This window comes from Fundicoccus sp. Sow4_H7, from assembly GCF_052115865.1.
Classification (GTDB): domain Bacteria; phylum Bacillota; class Bacilli; order Lactobacillales; family Aerococcaceae; genus Fundicoccus_A.
In genome coordinates this window covers 39,135-57,536 of the sequence record NZ_JBQKME010000009.1, presented here as the reverse complement: position 1 = coordinate 57,536, position 18,402 = coordinate 39,135, and the positions used below count along the sequence as shown (strand labels likewise).

The following is an 18,402-nucleotide window of genomic DNA, read 5'->3' as shown; positions in this document are numbered from 1 at the left end:
CAAAAATTTCAAATAATTTAATACAATTCATTCTTATTGTAAAATAAATATCCCTGCTTTTATACGAACACTTTTTGTTAGTTTAATCGCAGTGATATTTATTATGAAAAAACCTGCAGGATGACCTACAGGCTTTTCAACTTAAATGATATCTTCCGAGTCGAGCTCTTTGATTTTGATTAAACGAGAAGTGGTTGCACGGGCACTTTCCTCGAGTTTCATGCGAATAAAGTAAATGGTGTCTTCCAAATCAGGAATGGTACGATATTCTAGGGCGTTAACGCGACGTCTGGTTCTTTCGATTTCAGCCGCCATTAGCTGACAGGTTTTCTCAAGCTCGGCAAACTCTAAGAGTTTCGGCATAATAGCAACGAGTTCCTCGAAAGCAACATCAAGTTCGGCATTTGAATTTAAATAACTATAACTTAAATCGACTTTTTGATCCGATGCTTGGCTATAGTTGAAATGCATTCTCGGCACGCGAATACTTAAAATATTTCGATAATCGATATCCAAAGACACGCTTTGGGCAGGTATTGCCATGATTTCTTCAATAAATTTTTCATCAATCAACGATTTTGCGATGGAAAAATTTTGCATGGCATGCCCAAGTAAACCAATCACTTCTTTTCTTAGTTCGTTGGTTTGGCGCACCTTAATAATAAATTCCTTCATAAGACCGTCTTGCTTATCTTTTAACAGTTTATGACCTCGAACGGACAGCTTCAATTGCGATTTTAATCGCGCCAGTTCCATCCGGGTAGGCTTAACATTTAATACCGCCATTAAGCATCACTCGTTTCGGGATAATATTTATCCAACATTTCTTTACGAATACGGGTTAATTCCGTTCTTGGTAAGATTTTCAGTAGTTCCCAAGCTAAATCAATCGATTCATCAATGGTCCGGTTGGTCCGAGACCCTTGGTTGACATAGCGCTTTTCAAACTGATTGGTGAACTTTAAATAAAGTTTATCTATTTCCGTTAGAGCAGCATCTCCTAAAACGGCAGATAATTCTTTCGCTTCCTTACCTTGGGCATAAGCATAAAACATTTGGTTCATAGTCGCCGCATGGTCTTCACGCGTTTTCCCATCACCAATTCCGTTATCTTTCAACCGTGATAAGGACGGCATAACATCTATCGGTGGTTGAATCCCTTGGTTAAATAGCTCACGGGATAGTAAAATTTGACCTTCGGTAATATAACCGGTTAAGTCAGGAATTGGGTGAGTAATATCATCTTCCGGCATGGTTAAAATTGGAATTTGTGTAATTGAACCTTCAACGCCACGAATTCGCCCAGCTCTTTCGTAAATGGTTGATAAATTCGTATAAAGATAACCAGGGTAACCACGACGTCCCGGAATCTCACGACGAGCAGCTGAAACTTCCCGCAAAGCATTCGCATAGTTCGTCATATCGGTCATAATAACCAAGACATGCATGCCCTTTTCAAAAGCAAGATATTCCGCAGCAGTCAAAGCAATTTTCGGAGTCGCAATCCGCTCAATCGCCGGATCATTAGCCAAATTAATAAATACCACTGACCGATCAATTGCCCCTGTTTCTGTAAAGTCTTTAATAAAGAACTCCGCATCATCAAAGGTAATCCCAATGGCCGCAAAAACAACCGCAAATTTATCATTGGATTTTAAAACCGTTGCTTGGCGAGCAATTTGAGCCGCTAATTCTTGGTGAGGCAAGCCTGAACCAGAAAACATCGGTAATTTTTGCCCACGCACTAAAGTATTTAAATGGTCAATGGTTGAAATTCCGGTTTGGATAAATTCATCCGGATACTCACGGGCAATCGGGTTAATGGCACGACCATTAATATCTAAAGTCGCTTCAGGGATAATTTCAGGTCCTCCATCACTGATGCGACCCATCCCGTCAAAACGACGTCCAATCATATCTTCCGATACATCCAAAGTTAGCGGATGACCTGTAAAACGAGCCTTGGTATCACGTGTGACAATCCCTGATGAACCTTCAAACAATTGCACGACAGCGACGTCGCCATTCACTTCCAGAACTTGTCCGCGACGGCGTTCGCCAGTTTGCAATTCAATATCGACTAACTCATCAAATTTGACCCCTTCAACACCTGTGACCGTCATCAGTGGATCTACAATATCTTTAACAGTTGTATATTCTTTACGCATTATTGATAGACCTCCTTACCAATGACATATTTAATTTGACTTTCAATTTCAGATAAAATGGATTCAAATTCTTCCGTATTTTCTTCCGAAATATATTTCATCCGGCCAATTCTCTCGCGTAGAGTCGCTGTCTCTTTAACAATATCATCAAAATATGTCCCTAAATCAAGTGCTTCTTTTGCTTTAGCTTCAAAAGTTAAAATAACATTTAACATATCATATTGTTTTTTCAATGATGTATAAGTATCCACATCATCATAAGCATTTTGTTGTAAGTAACTTTCGCGAATCATGCTACTAATAAGTAAAGTTAATCGATCGGTTTCTGGCAAAGACTCAATCCCTACTAAACGCACAATTTCTTGTAGTTCAGCTTCTTCTTGTAATAAATTGCGGGTATGGTTAACCATTGAATGCCAATCGATATCTAACGTTTTTCCAATATAATTATTAATTGTATTCGATTCTAAAGAGTATGATGACAACCAGTTAATGGCTGGGAAGTGACGTCTTTGTGACAAGGCACTATCCAGTCCCCAGAAAACTTTCACAACACTTAAAGTGTTTTGAGTTACAGGTTCAGAGGTATCTCCACCTGGAGGTGAAACTGCTCCAATAGCTGTAACAGACCCTTCTCTTTGGTCAGCACTGCCGGATAAAGTATGAACACGGCCAGCTCTTTCGTAATAATCAGCCAAACGGCTTCCTAAATAAGCTGGGTAACCTTCATCTCCTGGCATTTCTTCCAGTCGACCTGAAATTTCACGCAAGGCTTCCGCCCAACGTGAAGTGGAATCGGCCATAATCGCTACGGAATAACCCATATCACGAAAATATTCTGCAATTGTAATACCTGTATAAATAGAAGCTTCACGTGCCGCTACCGGCATATTCGATGTATTGGCAATTAATATCGTACGTTCCATTAAAGGTTCCCCTGTATTCGGGTCAATTAATTGTGGAAACTCATTAATAACTTCCGTCATTTCGTTTCCACGTTCACCACAACCGACATAAACAACCAAGTCTACATCTGACCATTTAGCAATTTGGTGTTGTACCACTGTTTTCCCTGCACCGAATGGGCCAGGAACCGCAGCGGTCCCACCTTTTGCAACAGGGAATAAGGTATCAATTACACGTTGTCCGGTTAATAATACTTCTTCCGTACTTAGTTTTTGTTTGTAGGGACGACCTTTTCTAACTGGCCAACGTTGAATCATATCAAAATCGCGGTCACCTTGATCTGTTTCCAAAGTATAAATGGTTTCATTGACTTTAAAGACACCATCTACAATGTTTTTCACGGTTCCTTGGACACCTGGTGGAACCATGATTCGATGTTCAATAATCGCTGTTTCTTGAACAACGCCAACAATGTCTCCCGCTTGGACAAAATCACCGATATTTACTTTGGAAGTGAACTCCCAATCTTTATTGCGGTCAAGGGGATCAATCGTTACCCCACGATCAAGGTAGTCGTTTCCGGTTTGCTTTCTAAAGTCTTCTAAAGGACGTTGAATTCCATCAAACATCCGTGAAATCATACCTGGTCCCAGTTCGACCGATAAAGGGGCACCTGTAATGACGACAGGTTCGCCTGGTCCGACCATGGATGTTTCTTCGTACACTTGTAAACTGGCTTTGTCGCCACGAATTTGGATGATTTCGCCGATCAAACCTAAATCGCCAACACGGCAAATATCACGGACAGCCGCATCTTCCATTCCACTCGCAACAACGAGTGGCCCAGCTACACTGATAATTGTTCCATTTTTCAATCATATACCTCCTACACTAACTTAATACCAACCGCTCGCTCAACATCGTTGGCAAAGCGTTCTTCACCAAAATTATTGGTTCCTGTTCGATTCGGAATGAGGATGATGGCTGGTGTAATACGTTCATTATATCTTTCTAAAACTTCTGGCATGTGAATGCCAAGCTGTTCGGTTAAAAATATAATGCCATAATTTTCTTTTGCTAATTCTTCTAATTGCTTACTCGCTTGTGATGCGTCTGAGGCAAAAAAGACTTCGAAACCGAGCATTTTAAAAGCCAATACTGAGTCTTTATCGCCGATTACGGCTATTTTATGAGACATAATTCATTCGCATCCTTTCTCTTGTTTCGTCTACGTCAATATTATTTTCTTTTGCTGATAACACCAAACGTAAATTACGTGCTTCGGTTTCTTTTGCATAAATAAAAGCTAACATTGGAAGTGGCCCAAAGGCTTTTAGCTTTGCCTCCTGCATCTTTGTCATCATGGCATTATCCGTAAAATAATCAAATTTGATGGAAGAAATTCCAATACCAGCTGTAATCAATGACTCTGACAGTAGATTTTTGTATTTGGTTTCAAACAGGGATTGAATGAGCGTTCTTGCATCTTTCGTTCCTATTTGCACCAAGTTTTCGACATCTAGTGATCCAGCATCTGATAAAATAGAACGCAAGAAATTCGTTGTTCGATTTTGATATTTAGCACGGATCAAAGTCGAAATATTTTTAAAATCAATTTGCATATCCACAATATCAATAATATCTGGATCGCCAATTTCCAGAGCTAATTGCTTTAAATGTTCAAAGTAATAGCGATCAATTAACACTTCTACTTGATGAATATTTTTAAATTCACTGTAGTCAGCCTTGGCATTGCGAATAGTTCTCAAATAAGGCTCTGGCAAAACTTCCGATGTTCCTAATGTAACTGCTTGACGCAACTCCGTTACATCATAGCGCCCGATGGGAAAATATAAATCCTCTAAATTCGTAGCGGAAACAAATTCCTTCAATAATACTTTTATATTTTGATAGCTATAGCGCAAAGTCGCCAATTCGACTAGTTCTGCTGACGGCGATATTTGAAATAAGCGATGATACAAACGTTCAAGTGATTCTGTAATCATATCATCGTAATTATGTGTTCTTAACACTTCTTCCACTTCATCCCGATAAACTGTTTCACGCAGAACATTAACTGCTTCGTCGAAATTATTCGCAGCTAACATACGTTCGTAGACAGCTTGCGTTAATAGTTCATTTTCATATACACGAATGGTGACATTTAATGAACCAAATTCGTTATCCAACATGGTTTACCTCCTTACGGGTTAAGTGCTTTAGAGATTTCAATCGTCAACTGCGTTCTAACTTCTTCAACTAAGGTGTCATTTAAGAAGTTATATTGCGCACCTACTTTCTCTAAAATGAACCCACCCTTAGCAGGAAGAAAGTCATCGGATAGTTGAATAGACGTTCCTTCTAGCTCTAATCCATCCAACCAATTTTGATCGATTAATCCTTGCGAAAAATCACCTAATACAAGCGACATTTGTCCTTGCTGGCTAAACTGTTTCAAAATGGATTCAACAAATCCTTTAAAAGTATCCGCATCAAGCTTATTTAATGCAGTTTTAGCTTCATCAAAAAGCGCATTTAGAACAGCCTGTCTGTCGCTTAACAGCTGATCGCGGTAAGCAATATTGCGTGAGTGAATGGCGATTTGATGTTGTTCATTCGCTTTAGCTTCAACTCTTTCTTTTGCTTGCGCTAGTTTTTGGGCACTTTCTTCTTGCTTGGCTACAAGTTCGTTTTTTAAGTCAAAACGCTTGCGCTCAATTTGTTCCTCAAAAAGTTGGCTTTCTTTTTTCACCACTTTATCTACTAAATCATTTATTTTTGCCATTATTGTCCTCCTTTCATTGATCAATTATTTGAAATAGGTAAATGTTATAGAACAATCATTAAAAGCGAACCGACAAAGCCTAAAATCGCATAGGTCTCAACCATGGCTGAAAACACAATACCTTGGGTCGCATTTTCTGGACGTTGAGCTAAAATTTGCATCCCTGCAATTGACGCTCTAGCTTGTGAAGGTGCAGAAGTATAACCAGCAAAAGCAACAGGAATACTTGCCGCTAATAAATACCAGCCTTCAGCCGCCGACATATCAGGTGTAAGTTGTAATAAAATGATTAAGCCAATAACGAAACCATAAAGACCTTGTGTCGCCGGTAATAGTTGTAGTACTAAAGCTTGACCAAATAACTCAGGTTTTTCACGTGTTAAAGCAGCTGCTGCTTCACCGGCTCTACCTACCGCAATTGCTGATCCTGCACCTGCAACAAAAACGGCAATAGCCATACCAATCGCACCTAAAATCCATCCACTTTGTGGTCCAAAAAGATATTCAATACTAAATTCCATTTATTAATCCTCCAATACCAATATTAAATTATTTATTTATCTGATTTAATCCATATATATTTTTCCAATGTTTTTAAAGGGTTAAACAATCTACCATCCGCATCAAAAAACTTCCCAAAAAACTCAACATACTCTAAACGCATTGAGTGTACATAAGCACCTAAATAGGTAATAAAGATATTTAGTGCATGTAAGGCAACAAACAATAAAAGACCGACTGTGAAACGGACAATTGGAGGCAGTAAACTTAAAATCAAGTTAAATGCCATCCCGATATTCGCCCCAGCAACAGCAAGAGCCGTTAAACGGGTATAACTAACTAAGTCCCCAATCATACTTGCAATATCCATAATCCCAAATAGAGCTTGTCCAACACCAACGACTTTATTATTATTTGAAAATATTTTAACGACAAACATCCCTAAAACATTTCCTAAAATAAGTATCAGTCCAGCTGTCATTAACCAATCTGCTTTAAATAACAGCATATTCATGGCAATAACAACCACACCTAACAACATTAAAGTCCACTGCGCCGAATCTAGATAGGCTGACACATAGTCCCTATCTTTGATGGCCAGATAAAACTTAATGAGATAAGCCAGTAACATATGCACAATCCCGATAAAGACCGAAATCCCCATTACAACAATAACATCATTGGTTAAATCCAACAGTTTAAATGGCAGATCGAAGCCAAAAAAGCTCCCAAATATGAATCCAAAAATCATCGTCCCCACGGCCATTTGATTAAACATCTTCATAGCCGAACGCATACTAGCCGACAATTCTAATTGCTTAATAGCAATAAATGTCGCTAACCATAACAAGATGCCGTAGCCTAAATCGGCACTCATCATACCAAAGAAGCCAATATGGAAGGGATAAAACCATGGTGTTGGATCAAATCCACCGTATTTCGGGACTCCAAATTGAGTCGTTAAAGATTCAAATGGTTGGACCCAAGCATGATTTTCTAATTTAGTTGGTACTTCAGCCATCTCATCTTCTTCAACATCAAATTGAAAATGACAAATTGCTTGTTCATTACATTGACTGATAATACGTTGTGTAAAATAATCGATTTTATCAGCCTGTGCCCAGCCACTAATGACAAAAGCAAATTGATTGTTAATCATTAATTCTTTTGCTTTTTCACGTTCACGCAGATTGAAGAAATATTCTTCTGCCAATTGTAGCTGATCACGCGTCTGGCGATGATCTTTCAAGTTTTTCTTCTCTTGAGCTATTTGTTGGATGATATTCCGTTGTAACTCAAGATTAGATGTTAGTTCATCAGCAGGGATATTTTCATAGTTATAATTTAAAACTTGAAAACCATACTGCTGTAAAATCTCCTGTCTTATTGCGACTTCTTCGGAATCATCTGTAGCGGCATAGACTACCAAGAAACCCCAAGTATCACGTGATTGGTAAATATCTTCGACAAAGACATGTTCCAAGGCTGCTAATTCAGCTTCAAAAGCTTGAGCTTTCTCTGCTTCAACCGAACCGACTAATAAATTAAAGTGTCGAAGAAATTTTGTCTGTTCAGGAACAAACGTTAAATTTTGCCATCTTCTGAAAAATACTTCTTCTTTCTTAGCCTCTTCAAGTTGATCTTCTAAGCGATCAATTGCTTGATCCATGTAATCCACTCGTTGGAGCAAGCCATTATAGTTCATTGCTTCAACAGCCGCTTCAAGCTCTAACAATGAATACTCCGGCCGTTTTTCTCTCATCCGCTTTAATAGAGGTTCTTGGGTCACATATTCATTTAGAAAAGATATGGCATATCGAATCTCTTGAATCGTTTGCGTCAAATCCCCCACCGTCTCAGACTTATCTTCAATGTGTAAAACGGACATCAATTCTTCATCTTCTTCAATAGCGCTACTTAAAGGAATGACCTCAATATCCTGCATTTCCTGCATGGCTTTTAAAACCACATCTTTTTCACTCTGTTCCGCTAGAAAAGTTAGTTTCTTCATTCGGGCGATACCCATATTGACTCAGTACCTCCTTCACTATTCGATTGACTAATTGATCTCTTTCTGTTTCAAATTGAACACGCAAAAGTTCTTGCTTTTGTAAGTAAGAATCTTTCAAGGCATCTTCTTCTTGCTGCAACTTCTCTTCCATTTCAAGCGCTTTAATCTCAGTATAAGAATTTAATTCCGCTTGATAATGACGCTGAATGCCTTCTAATGATTTACGGTGACTCGCATCAAGTGACTGCAGCTTTTCTTCTACTTCACGCCGTTTATATTCAATCTGAACTTCGATTTCGCGTAAATAATCAATAACATCTGTTGACATATTTTCCCTCACTTCCCACTTTTTCATTCCTTCATTAAAATAAATATCGCCTGCTTTCACAAAAGACTTTAAATAGCGAATGTAGCCAGCTAAACAAATCCATAAAAAAGACGCACTCGACAAGCAACTGCGTCTTCCGCACTATACGACAATTAAAACATTCTTCTCACCCCTTGAAGAACTGATCCTTGAAGCATAGCGCCCAACCATTATGATACTGCTATTTAACTGTTAGCTGTTATTATAAACTATCCTAAAATTAATCTCAACTTCTAGTAAAAGTTAAATTTTTGTTGAGATGGTGGTGGTTTTGTCTGAAATTAAATCCCTCTATTGTCGGTCGACGGATTCGTTCACTGACATTAAAAACAACTCATACTTATCTTTGCCTAGATAAACACTCTTTTAAAGTTCACTCAATGTTACTTGAGGGGAAAAACAAAAAACAGAAATCACTAATTCAACATTGAAAGAGTGATTTCTGTTTTTTTAAATGAATCCTTTCTTATCCCCTAATCCACCCTATACAATCCAACTGTTTGATTTAACTGTGTTTCAATCCAAGCGGATAATTGGTTGAGATACGGATTGAGGACGCGGGATTTTACCAGATCAATCAAAGTACATCCAACAAAGATGACGATTGAAGCCAACAGACCATAGCCAATCATCATCCAAAAACCTTGAACGCGTGTGTTGTCTACGCGGTACCAAATCACATGTCGCATCAATGGTTGTTCATGGATGAGGTAGACACCAAACATGGCTTGGGCAGTGATATTTATTTGGTGGTTTGAAAAAGGTTTTCGGTTTTTGAACCATAGCCAGAGGCCAACAGAGCTGCCGACGGTTAGGATTTTGTTGGATCCTAGGTAGAAGGTGCCGTAGGCTAGTTTGTCGGGCATGATGAGGCCGAGGGCGTTGTAGTAGAGGATGCTGGCGACTGTGAGTGTCATCGAAACGGCAAACAGGCGTTTGGCAAACTTTTTGCTGGATAACACTTTGTTGGGATATAATTTGATATAAGCGACGAGTAAATACAAATAAATAAACCATGATAAGTCAGAATAGGCAATCCCTGTTAGTTCTAGGCTTGGAACGATGATCCAAATGACGCTTAGGAAAATTAATAGATAGCGCAAGGCCTGCTCGGTGACGTGTTTGACGTAATAATTCAAAACTGGTGCTAATAAAAGTAATAAAATATAGTTGGTTGGGAACCAGTAGTAGTCGGGAAATGGGAAAATCATTTGGTAAATGCGTTCGGCGGTTAAGATGTCGGGCTTTAAAAGGAGTAAGGCTACAAATAGGCCCCAATTGTATACAAGCATATCGATTAAAACACTGACGGGCCGGCGCCATTTAAATGACTTTCCAACCAGAAAATAGCTCCCAATCATCACAAATATATTAACACCGAGTTTACCTCCGATAAATAAAATATCGAGGGCGATTTTCTCATAGGAAAAGACATCCATCGTATCAAAGCTTCCGTGAACGGAAAAGTGATGGACGACGACTAAAAACATACTGATAATCCGAAGTAATTCAAAATTTGAATTACGATCGTCTCTTCTTGTCATAATAAATCTCCTTGAAATAGCTCGATTTACAGCATCAAGCCGGGTTTAGCGTTTGTCATTAGAGAAGCAAAATCTTGCTTTTGGTATAAATACTCAGCAGCTGCTCCAATCATGGCAGCATTATCGCCACATAAATTAAGAGGTGGGATAACTACTTCGACATCTGGGAACTCGGCTTGAATGGTATCAACCAAATTTTTGCGGATACCAGAGTTGGCTGCTACACCTCCAGCTAAAACAAATTGCTTCACATCTGGGTATTGCCCCAGAGCTTTGACTACTTTTGCGGTTACAATATCAATAACGGCTTGTTGGAAGCTAGTGGCCAAGTTCGCCGGATCAATGCTTTCGCCTCGCTGTTTAGCATTATGAAACAGATTCATGACCGCACTCTTCATCCCACTAAAGCTAAAATCCAAATTATCCTCATGCAACATGGCACGTGGGACTGCATAAGTTTCTTCGCCTTTTTGAGCAAGTTCATCTAAATATTTTCCGGCGGGATAAGGTAAACCGAGTAAACGACCGACTTTATCGTAAGCTTCTCCGATCGCATCATCTTGGGTTTCACCGATTACTTCAAAATGGCCCTCTTCTTTTATATAGACTAAGTCCGTATGACTTCCACTGATCACCAAGGCTAATAAAGGATAAGTCATTTCCGACACAAGTTGGTTGGCGTAGATATGGCCTGCAATATGATTAACAGCAATTAAGGGTTTTTGGTAAACCATGGATAATGTTTTAGCAGCCGTCACACCAATTAAGAGGGCTCCGACAAGGCCAGGTCCATAAGTCATCGCAATGGCATCTACTTGGCTAATGGAATCCAAACCGGCTTGTTCCACCGCCATTTGCGTTACTTGCGTGATTTGTTCAACGTGGTGTCTACTCGCGACTTCTGGTACGACCCCTCCAAAACGCATATGACTTTTAACTTGCGACGCCACAATATTTGAATGGATTTTCCGCCCGTCTTCAATCACCGCCACACTGGTTTCATCACATGACGATTCGATGGCTAAAATCATACTCATTTTTTCACCCCTTCTCTTAAATTCATTTGTAAAATACAGGCATCTTCCTGTGGGTTACGGTAGTAATTTTTGCGTTTGGCAATCAATTCAAAGCCTACTTTCTGATACAAAGCTAGAGCCGCTTGATTGCTTTCGCGCACTTCTAAAAATAAATGACTGATATCTCGAGCCGCTAATTGGTCTATAACAAACAAGAGTAACTGTTGCCCCAATCCTTGTTTGCGCCATTTTCCTTCAATATAAACTAAATTAAGCGTCCCTTCATTGAGGACATGCTGCAAACCAACATAGCCAATGACTGCTTTTTCATAAAATAAGACATAATACTCACTTAAAGGATTATCAAAATCACTCAAGCTAGCCACTTTTGACCAGTTGAAAGCTTGATTGGCTTCGATAATAAACTGCCGAACATTGTCAGGTAATTGCAGACCTTTAAATGGCACAATTTGCATGTGTAAGGCAGTGTTATTTATTTCATTATTCAAAATCATTCGTCCTTTGTTCCCGCTTCATATTTAAGGCGGTCTCATTGTTAGAGCGGTAGTAGTTGGCTTTGGATGAAGTGACCACAAAGCCGTGCTTTTTATAGACATGCTGCGCAACCATATTCGACTCACGCACTTCCAATGTAATCGTCGGTATTTTCAAAAATTCCATTCCCTTAATCCAAAGCTCTAATAAATAACTCCCTAACTTGGCGTCTTGAAAGTCAGGGTGGATAATCAAATGGCTGATATGCGCACTGTTACTCCGGGCACGTCCCGTAATCATACCGATTAATTGGCTTGAAAGTGGATCAGTTTGATCTTCAAGTAAAATATAAACGGCACGAGGATTTGTTTCTAAGTCATGGCGAAAATCGGCTTCTGTCCAAGCTTGGTAGCCATCATAGCCCTTTAATTCGAGGTCAAAAATCTTTTTCACGTCATGTTTGTTGGCTAGGCGGACTTGCAATGTGCGCCGTTTAGGCTTTTGGTTAACAGGGCTATCTTCTTCAAGAAAAATAGGCTGAAGGCGATTGATATAAGGTTTTAATTGCTTCATCATAACATGCTCAACATCCTGTCCCTTTATAATAAAATTTAGCCAATTAACCGTCTCGTTTATCCATTCATTTTTACGAATAGTGCTCAATAAAGTCTTCATGATCATCCTCTTTGCCTTGGTTCTCGGATTGTGCTTGCACCCACTCTCTTTCCGCCAAAGTCTGCTGGGTATAGTTTGGCACTAACAGGTTGGCATCAACTACTTCGACTTGTTCGACATGATGCACCTGTAAGGTTTGCGGCACAGCTTGTTGGTCCTGTGCCCATTCAATTGCAAGCTTTGGAAAATGTTCCTTCGTCATCTGGTAAAAGTCTTCGATATAATCTCCAACTAGAATGAACCCTTGAATGTCATCCGTTACAAGCGACTCAAGTTGCTCAAGATAAAGTTTCCATTCAATTTGTTGGTCAGCAATGACCGTTTGGACTTGCCAAGAAGCTGTCGCAGCGTTATTTATTCGATAGGCTGCTGTATAGGCTGTTTGCCGGCGGGCGTCGATAATCGGAATGATTATTTTTTGGCTGTCGACCCCTTGCGCGCCTCCAGCTGCCATTAAACTTAATGACGATACTTGTATGATCGGCACGTTTAACGTCGTTGCCCAAACTTTCGCCATGGTGACCCCAATCCGAATTCCCGTATACGAACCGGGCCCAACGCCTACAATGATTTGTTCAATATCGTCGGGCCGCCAAGCCAAGTGGTTTAGCGTATCATTAATGACTTGTACCAACGCTTCCCCGTGCTGTCTTTTAGACCGCAAAGTCACATTTGCTACGGCCTGCGCCCCTTCAAACAAGCTTAAACTCAAGTATGACGTAGCCGTATCCACTACTAAAGTTTTCATGATGTCAATCCTTCTCTCTTTAAATAAATATCACTGTCAAAAGACATTTATGTTATTCTCAACTTTAAATATGCTAAAATGAAGTTAATAAATACATAGAATTATTTAATTTCTTTAGCATTCTATCGTATAGTATCATAGCATAAAATTGGTTTTTTTCGATATAAATTGTTTAATAATATCCTTAGGAGGAACTTGGGTGCACAAAGCAATGATTAAATCGCTGAATGAGCAATTTGAAAAACACTTTCAACAAAAGAACGGTCATATTATGTTTAATCCTGGTCGGATTAATCTAATGGGACATCAAAGCGATTATGTTCCAGGACAATTACTCGCCACAACCATTCAACGTGGCGCTTATTCTGTTTGCCGCTTGCGAGATGATAAAGAAGTCCACTTCTACTGTCCAAAAAGCAAACATGATCGCGAGATGATTTTTTCCATCGATCAATTCGAAATTCCTGCGAAGGCAGTATCTTGGTCTGACTACTTAAAACATATTATTACATCATTAAATGGATCAGCCAATTTTATTCAACAAGGATTCGATATTATGATTGATTGGAACATGCCCTTTGGCGCGGGGTTAGCAACAGAATCATCTATTATATCACTTTTAGCCATGTCTATCTCATATATTTATGACTTCGATTTGGCTGATGATGCGATTATAAAAATCGCTCATCAAGCCGAAGTCGCTCTGTCTCCAGACGAGATTGCTACAGCAACCTTGGCTGATTATACAACTTATTTAAAAACCGCGAAAGAGCATGTGTTTTACTTTGATGCGAGAGAAAATGCTTACAGAATTTTTCCTGCCTTCAAAGACCAAGACTATTCCATTCTTTTAATCGACACCTTAAGAAACCGCCAGTTCAATCAAATTAAATATCAGCGTCGGATTGTTGAGGCCAATTTGGCTTTGAATAAGCTCAAGTCTGTCTTACCGATTCAAAATCTAGTCGATTTAAGTTTATCTGACTACGAACGCTACCACCATTTGTTAGACAATCCCGTCATTGAAAAACGACTCAAATATATTGTCTATGAAAACGACCGTGTATCACGCGCGGTTGAGGCGATTGAAAAAGACAAATTTAACCATTTTAACCGGCTGATTAATCGGTCCTATGAAAGTTTGCGTGATATTTTTGAATTAACGGGTTATGAACTAGATACGGTTATTGAAGCTGCGAATGCGCAAAAGGGTGTTTTCTCAGCCAGTACCACAGACGGACGTCTTGGTGGAACGGCCTTTGCTATTGTTAAATCGGATGCTCTTGAAGAGGTTAAGGCTAATCTGACTTCTATTTACCAAGATGAAATTGGCCTAACTCCCATGTTTGATGTGGCAAGTTTGGGAGATCGCAATCGTATTTTAATGTAAGTGATATTTATTTAAAATGTTGAAGGGGTTTTGTTATTGAAATCAAATGTTATGGCTTACGGTCTTTTGCTAGTGATTACTTTACTGGCTTATCTTATTGGGAATCAATTTCCGATTATTGGTCATTCGTTCGCGGCGATTGTTCTGGGGATGATTGTGGCGAATACAGCGTTGCGGGGCTTATATGATGCAAAGAATATAAAGAAAGTAAGTTCAATGATGCTGAAGTTTGGCGTGGTTTTGCTCGGTTTTACACTTTCGCTGGATATGCTGTCGAGTGTGACTTTGAATGCTATTCCGATTATTTTATTGGTTATTTTAATTGCTTTTGCAACAGCGTATTTTGTTGGTAAAAAGCTTGGTATTTCAGTGAATGCTCGCTGGTTAATTGGCGCTGGGACAGCAATTTGTGGGGGATCAGCGATTGCGGCTGTTGCTCCGATTGTTGAAGCCGATGAAGATGATCTGACCTATGCTATTTCTACTATTTTTATTTATAATTTACTCGCTTTAGTGTTGTTCCCTCTGTTGGGACAGTTATTTGGTTTGAGTACCATCCAATATGGTGTGTTTGCTGGGACGGCGATTAATGACACATCTTCTGTGGTAGCAGCTGGCTATCAGCATTCCCAATTAGCCGGTGACACGGCTACGCTTGTTAAAATGATGCGAACCTTAATGATTGTGCCGGTTTCTTTGGCCGCTATTTATTCTAATTACCGTCAAACTGACAAGCAAAGTTTTTCGCTTAAAAAAATATTCCCAACGTTTATTTTGTTTTTCATCGTGGCCATTGTGCTTGCGAATGTCTTTAATTTGCCTGCAGCCTTTACAACTGGCATTAAGTCCTTGAGCCGGTTAGCCTTAACCGCTGCCTTAGCAGCTGTTGGGATGAGTGTTTCTTTTGGTGATTTGATGAAAGCCGGTTTCAAGACGATTGTCTTAGGCGGCGTGACTTGGTTGATTGTTATTATTAGTAGTTTGGCTATGACGATGTGGTTATATGCTTAGTGAGTTGGTGTGATTTGATTTGATAATGAGGTTTACAGGATTATGTGGAAAATTTAGAGTATAAAATAAGTGGTCCATTATTCGATTATTACTTGTTGAATAGTGGGCCACTTTTTATTTGCGATAAATACGAAGAAACGAGGCTAAAGGTTTAAACTCGTTGAGAAAACGAGGGACACTTTGGGTACTCGTCGAAAAAACGAGGGACACTTTGGGTACTCGTTGAGAAAACGAGGACCACTTTGGGTACTCGTTGAAAAAACGAGGGACACTTTGGGCACTCGTCGAAAAAACGAGGACCACTTTGGGTACTCGTGAAATTATTTCGTACTACCAAACACACACGTTTGACGATCGCATTATACCTTTTCAATTGACCTATTACGCGTTCGGCATTTGCGTTAAAAGGCGCCAACTCCTAAGACCCATTCGCTCACCCCACGCCTTGAACTCTCACCACACACATCTCCCCACCGCCCCATCCACCTCCAAAAATTGCTCAAGAGCCTGTCATTCGACAGGCTCTTGAGTTACTAGCAGTGATATTTATTTTAGGACCAAGGAAGGTCTAGGCTGATGTTGTCGTTAAAGTCTTTGTTTGCTTCGCGGGCTGCCATCCGAGCTTGCTTGCGTTTGGCGTAGCCGGCGCAGATGTATTTCTCCTCGTCTGTTTCGGGCACGATCTCAGCAAGGGGCTGAGGGGGTGTGCCGTCAACGGCGTCAATAACCACAAAGGTCAAGAAGGCGGTCGCGGCTAAAAAGCGGTCGCCTGTGTCTAGGTTCTCACACAAGATTTTGGCAAAGACTTCGACTGAACGCGTTGAGGCTCCGGTGACCATGGTGTGAAAGCAGACGGAATGTGCCAAGGGCAATGGTTTTAAGAAATTCACCGTATCAACCGAGGCTGTGACACCATTTTGACGGCTGAAGCGGCGGAATGAAATACTGGCACAATTATCCAACCAGTTCAGCAATTGACCGCCATAAAGTGTTTTATGGTAGTTGATATTTGACGGCAAGATATTATGGGTTTGGATAGCATAAGTTGCACGGCAAGTTTTGGACATCATCAATATCCCTCTTTTCTCATAAAATATTAGTAGGCGCGCGCTAACCAAACGGTTGTTGTAGCAGGTTTTCCGCTGACTATACAGGTCGTCTTAGGTTCAACAGTTCCTTCAAATGGAATGTTACGGGTTGTAAAGCCGGTTACTTCTTTGATTTGAGCTTCTGTTTCTTCTGTACCATCCCAGCCAGCTAGCACCCAACCAGGATTTTCTCCTGCTGCTTGCTTACTTTCGATATGCGCTTTTAATTCATCCAATGTTTCGATATGGGTATACAATTGATCTGCATTCATTTGGCGAGCTTTTTCCAATAGACGTGTTTGCATTGCGTCCATTTGCTCTTGAATATAGGTCATAATATCAGTAAATGGCACAGCTACTTTTTCATCTAAGTCACGTGCTTTTACCATCACTTGTTCATTTTTCAAATCACGTGGACCGACTTCAATTCTAAATGGCACGCCGTGCATTTCCCACTCGTTGAATTTGTAGCCTGGCGAATTATCCGAATCATCGATTAACACACGAATACCTAGCGCTTTAAATTCACTATGTAGCTCTTCAATTTTTTCCATGATCGCAGGATTCTTTTGCCAAGGTCCCACAGGAATCATGACTACTTGATGTGGTGCCACACGCGGAGGCAATACCAATCCTTGATCATCGCCGTGTGCCATAATCATAGCACCAATCAAACGCGTAGAAGCACCAAAAGAAGTGGTGTAGGCATAAACGTGTTCATTATCAGTATTTAAATAACGAATATCAAAGGCTTCAGCAAACTTCGTTCCCATAAAGTGTGACGTTCCCGCTTGCACCGCTTTACCATCTTGCATCATGGCTTCAATCGAATAGGTTCTTTCAGCACCTGCAAAACGTTCTGAAGGTGTCTTTTCACCAGAGAAAACCGGCATGGCTAATAAACCTTCTACGACTTCTTTATAAATTTGCAAGCTACGCATGGTACGTTCAATCGCATCTTCAGCCGTTGCATGGGCTGTGTGCCCTTCTTGCCATAAAAATTCGGATGTTCTTAAAAATGGCAATGTCCGTTTTTCCCAACGGAAAACGTTAGCCCATTGGTTAATTTCCATTGGCAAATCGCGGTAAGATTGGATCCAACGACTCATCGCATCTCCAATCATCGTTTCAGATGTCGGACGCAATGCCAAACGTTCTTCTAATTTTTCACCCGCCGCCTCCGTTACCCATGGCAATTCAGGACTAAAACCTTCAATATGGTTCTTTTCTTTGTTAAAGAATGACTCTGGAATCAACATTGGGAAATAGGCATTGCGAATCCCCTCTTCTTTAAAACGACGGTTAAACTCTTCTTGAATATGCTCCCAAATTTCATAACCATCTGGTTTAAAAATAATATTTCCTCGCACAGGAGCATAATCCATCAAATCCGCTTGTTGAATCGTCTGCAAATACCATTTTGAAAAATCTTCTTTACGTGTGACCACAAAAACTCCTCCTTAATTTTACATACAAAAATAACGCCCGTTCTGCCCATAAAAGGACGAAGAACAGCCGTTAACTCTCCGCGGTACCACCTTACTTGCTAAATATATTAGCCCACTCATAGCCGATACAGAGGCCAACCCAATCATTTTAAAGCCCTCAAATAAATATCTCAGGCTCAACCCATAGGTAGGTTCGATCAAATCAGGGGTTAGTTGCTTCCAGCCAGGGCAACATTCTCTAATAACATC

The 18,402-nt window shown here is 40.1% G+C and carries 18 protein-coding genes and 1 other annotated feature; of the genes, 2 read left to right on the top strand and 16 right to left on the bottom strand.

The window, feature by feature from the left end; genetic code table 11:
- Nucleotides 1–141 precede the first annotated feature (141 nt).
- From ACTQ54_RS09315 to tsaB, 14 genes are all read right to left on the bottom strand, one after another.
- The gene (locus ACTQ54_RS09315) at nt 142–786 is read right to left on the bottom strand and encodes a V-type ATP synthase subunit D (protein ID WP_441756231.1); all 645 of its coding nucleotides are present in this window, start codon (nt 784–786) and stop codon (nt 142–144) included.
- A complete protein-coding gene (locus ACTQ54_RS09310; protein WP_441756229.1) occupies nt 786–2,168 on the bottom strand; it encodes a V-type ATP synthase subunit B in 1,383 nt (460 codons plus the stop codon). The genes ACTQ54_RS09315 and ACTQ54_RS09310 overlap by 1 nt, the downstream gene beginning before the upstream one ends.
- Nucleotides 2,168–3,949 (bottom strand): V-type ATP synthase subunit A, encoded by a 1,782-nt coding sequence (locus tag ACTQ54_RS09305; RefSeq protein WP_441756227.1) that lies wholly within the window; start codon nt 3,947–3,949, stop codon nt 2,168–2,170. The genes ACTQ54_RS09310 and ACTQ54_RS09305 overlap by 1 nt, the downstream gene beginning before the upstream one ends.
- Before the next feature lie 11 nt (nt 3,950–3,960).
- Entirely contained in the window at nt 3,961–4,272 is a 312-nt protein-coding gene (locus ACTQ54_RS09300; protein ID WP_441756225.1) for a V-type ATP synthase subunit F, read from the bottom strand.
- Nucleotides 4,262–5,266, bottom strand: coding sequence for a V-type ATPase subunit (locus tag ACTQ54_RS09295; protein WP_441756223.1), 1,005 nt, complete (start codon nt 5,264–5,266; stop codon nt 4,262–4,264). Before ACTQ54_RS09295 ends, ACTQ54_RS09300 begins: the two co-directional genes overlap by 11 nt.
- A gap of 11 nt (nt 5,267–5,277) precedes the next feature.
- On the bottom strand, nt 5,278–5,859 hold the full coding sequence (locus tag ACTQ54_RS09290) for a hypothetical protein (protein ID WP_441756222.1): 582 nt from the start codon (nt 5,857–5,859) through the stop codon (nt 5,278–5,280).
- Nucleotides 5,860–5,903: 44 nt separating this feature from the next.
- Nucleotides 5,904–6,380 (bottom strand): V-type ATP synthase subunit K, encoded by a 477-nt coding sequence (locus ACTQ54_RS09285; protein ID WP_441756220.1) that lies wholly within the window; start codon nt 6,378–6,380, stop codon nt 5,904–5,906.
- Nucleotides 6,381–6,412: 32 nt separating this feature from the next.
- Complete coding sequence (locus ACTQ54_RS09280) at nt 6,413–8,386, bottom strand: V-type ATP synthase subunit I (RefSeq protein WP_441756218.1); 1,974 nt, start codon at nt 8,384–8,386, stop codon at nt 6,413–6,415.
- Nucleotides 8,337–8,699 carry a hypothetical protein gene (locus ACTQ54_RS09275; RefSeq protein ID WP_441756216.1) on the bottom strand — a complete coding sequence of 121 codons (363 nt, stop codon included), beginning with the start codon at nt 8,697–8,699 and terminating at the stop codon, nt 8,337–8,339. Before ACTQ54_RS09275 ends, ACTQ54_RS09280 begins: the two co-directional genes overlap by 50 nt.
- Nucleotides 8,700–8,859: 160 nt before the next feature.
- Nucleotides 8,860–8,907 (bottom strand) — a sequence feature (sodium ion sensor (DUF1646 type); this cis-regulatory element may regulate processes involved in with the transportation of sodium ions).
- A gap of 304 nt (nt 8,908–9,211) precedes the next feature.
- Entirely contained in the window at nt 9,212–10,282 is a 1,071-nt protein-coding gene (locus tag ACTQ54_RS09270; RefSeq protein ID WP_441756214.1) for an acyltransferase, read from the bottom strand.
- A 26-nt stretch (nt 10,283–10,308) separates the two neighbouring features.
- Nucleotides 10,309–11,319, bottom strand: a complete 1,011-nt coding sequence (gene tsaD / locus ACTQ54_RS09265) for a tRNA (adenosine(37)-N6)-threonylcarbamoyltransferase complex transferase subunit TsaD (RefSeq protein ID WP_441756212.1) — start codon at nt 11,317–11,319, stop codon at nt 10,309–10,311.
- Complete coding sequence (gene rimI / locus ACTQ54_RS09260; RefSeq protein WP_441756210.1) at nt 11,316–11,807, bottom strand: ribosomal protein S18-alanine N-acetyltransferase; 492 nt, start codon at nt 11,805–11,807, stop codon at nt 11,316–11,318. The genes tsaD and rimI (ACTQ54_RS09260) overlap by 4 nt, the downstream gene beginning before the upstream one ends.
- On the bottom strand, nt 11,800–12,468 hold the full coding sequence (rimI, locus tag ACTQ54_RS09255) for a ribosomal protein S18-alanine N-acetyltransferase (protein ID WP_441756208.1): 669 nt from the start codon (nt 12,466–12,468) through the stop codon (nt 11,800–11,802). Before rimI (ACTQ54_RS09255) ends, rimI (ACTQ54_RS09260) begins: the two co-directional genes overlap by 8 nt.
- Nucleotides 12,440–13,216, bottom strand: a complete 777-nt coding sequence (gene tsaB / locus ACTQ54_RS09250) for a tRNA (adenosine(37)-N6)-threonylcarbamoyltransferase complex dimerization subunit type 1 TsaB (RefSeq protein ID WP_441756207.1) — start codon at nt 13,214–13,216, stop codon at nt 12,440–12,442. The genes rimI (ACTQ54_RS09255) and tsaB overlap by 29 nt, the downstream gene beginning before the upstream one ends.
- A 199-nt stretch (nt 13,217–13,415) precedes the next feature.
- Between tsaB and ACTQ54_RS09245 the strand changes: the two genes are divergently transcribed.
- Together ACTQ54_RS09245 and ACTQ54_RS09240 are read left to right on the top strand one after the other, a co-directional pair.
- Entirely contained in the window at nt 13,416–14,606 is a 1,191-nt protein-coding gene (locus tag ACTQ54_RS09245; protein ID WP_441756205.1) for a galactokinase, read from the top strand.
- Nucleotides 14,607–14,642: 36 nt separating this feature from the next.
- A complete protein-coding gene (locus tag ACTQ54_RS09240; RefSeq protein WP_441756203.1) occupies nt 14,643–15,617 on the top strand; it encodes a YeiH family protein in 975 nt (324 codons plus the stop codon).
- Between the two features lie 551 nt (nt 15,618–16,168).
- On the opposite strand, the gene ACTQ54_RS09235 is transcribed toward ACTQ54_RS09240, so the two are convergent.
- Nucleotides 16,169–16,687, bottom strand: coding sequence for an acyl-CoA thioesterase (locus ACTQ54_RS09235; protein WP_441756201.1), 519 nt, complete (start codon nt 16,685–16,687; stop codon nt 16,169–16,171).
- A 26-nt stretch (nt 16,688–16,713) separates the two neighbouring features.
- Nucleotides 16,714–18,153, bottom strand: a complete 1,440-nt coding sequence (gene proS / locus ACTQ54_RS09230) for a proline--tRNA ligase (RefSeq protein WP_441756199.1) — start codon at nt 18,151–18,153, stop codon at nt 16,714–16,716.
- Nucleotides 18,154–18,402: the final 249 nt, after the last annotated feature.

What these genes read in the sequence shown, in the direction of transcription:
- rimI (WP_441756208.1), bottom strand. Translation starts at nt 12,468, where the DNA reads ATGAAGACTTTATTGAGCACTATTCGTAAAAATGAATGGATAAACGAG.
- ACTQ54_RS09315 (WP_441756231.1), bottom strand. Translation starts at nt 786, where the DNA reads ATGGCGGTATTAAATGTTAAGCCTACCCGGATGGAACTGGCGCGATTA.
- tsaB (WP_441756207.1), bottom strand. Translation starts at nt 13,216, where the DNA reads ATGAAAACTTTAGTAGTGGATACGGCTACGTCATACTTGAGTTTAAGC.
- ACTQ54_RS09235 (WP_441756201.1), bottom strand. Translation starts at nt 16,687, where the DNA reads ATGATGTCCAAAACTTGCCGTGCAACTTATGCTATCCAAACCCATAAT.
- ACTQ54_RS09310 (WP_441756229.1), bottom strand. Translation starts at nt 2,168, where the DNA reads ATGCGTAAAGAATATACAACTGTTAAAGATATTGTAGATCCACTGATG.
- ACTQ54_RS09290 (WP_441756222.1), bottom strand. Translation starts at nt 5,859, where the DNA reads ATGGCAAAAATAAATGATTTAGTAGATAAAGTGGTGAAAAAAGAAAGC.
- ACTQ54_RS09280 (WP_441756218.1), bottom strand. Translation starts at nt 8,386, where the DNA reads ATGGGTATCGCCCGAATGAAGAAACTAACTTTTCTAGCGGAACAGAGT.
- ACTQ54_RS09275 (WP_441756216.1), bottom strand. Translation starts at nt 8,699, where the DNA reads ATGTCAACAGATGTTATTGATTATTTACGCGAAATCGAAGTTCAGATT.
- ACTQ54_RS09270 (WP_441756214.1), bottom strand. Translation starts at nt 10,282, where the DNA reads ATGACAAGAAGAGACGATCGTAATTCAAATTTTGAATTACTTCGGATT.
- ACTQ54_RS09295 (WP_441756223.1), bottom strand. Translation starts at nt 5,266, where the DNA reads ATGTTGGATAACGAATTTGGTTCATTAAATGTCACCATTCGTGTATAT.
- ACTQ54_RS09285 (WP_441756220.1), bottom strand. Translation starts at nt 6,380, where the DNA reads ATGGAATTTAGTATTGAATATCTTTTTGGACCACAAAGTGGATGGATT.
- ACTQ54_RS09300 (WP_441756225.1), bottom strand. Translation starts at nt 4,272, where the DNA reads ATGTCTCATAAAATAGCCGTAATCGGCGATAAAGACTCAGTATTGGCT.
- tsaD (WP_441756212.1), bottom strand. Translation starts at nt 11,319, where the DNA reads ATGAGTATGATTTTAGCCATCGAATCGTCATGTGATGAAACCAGTGTG.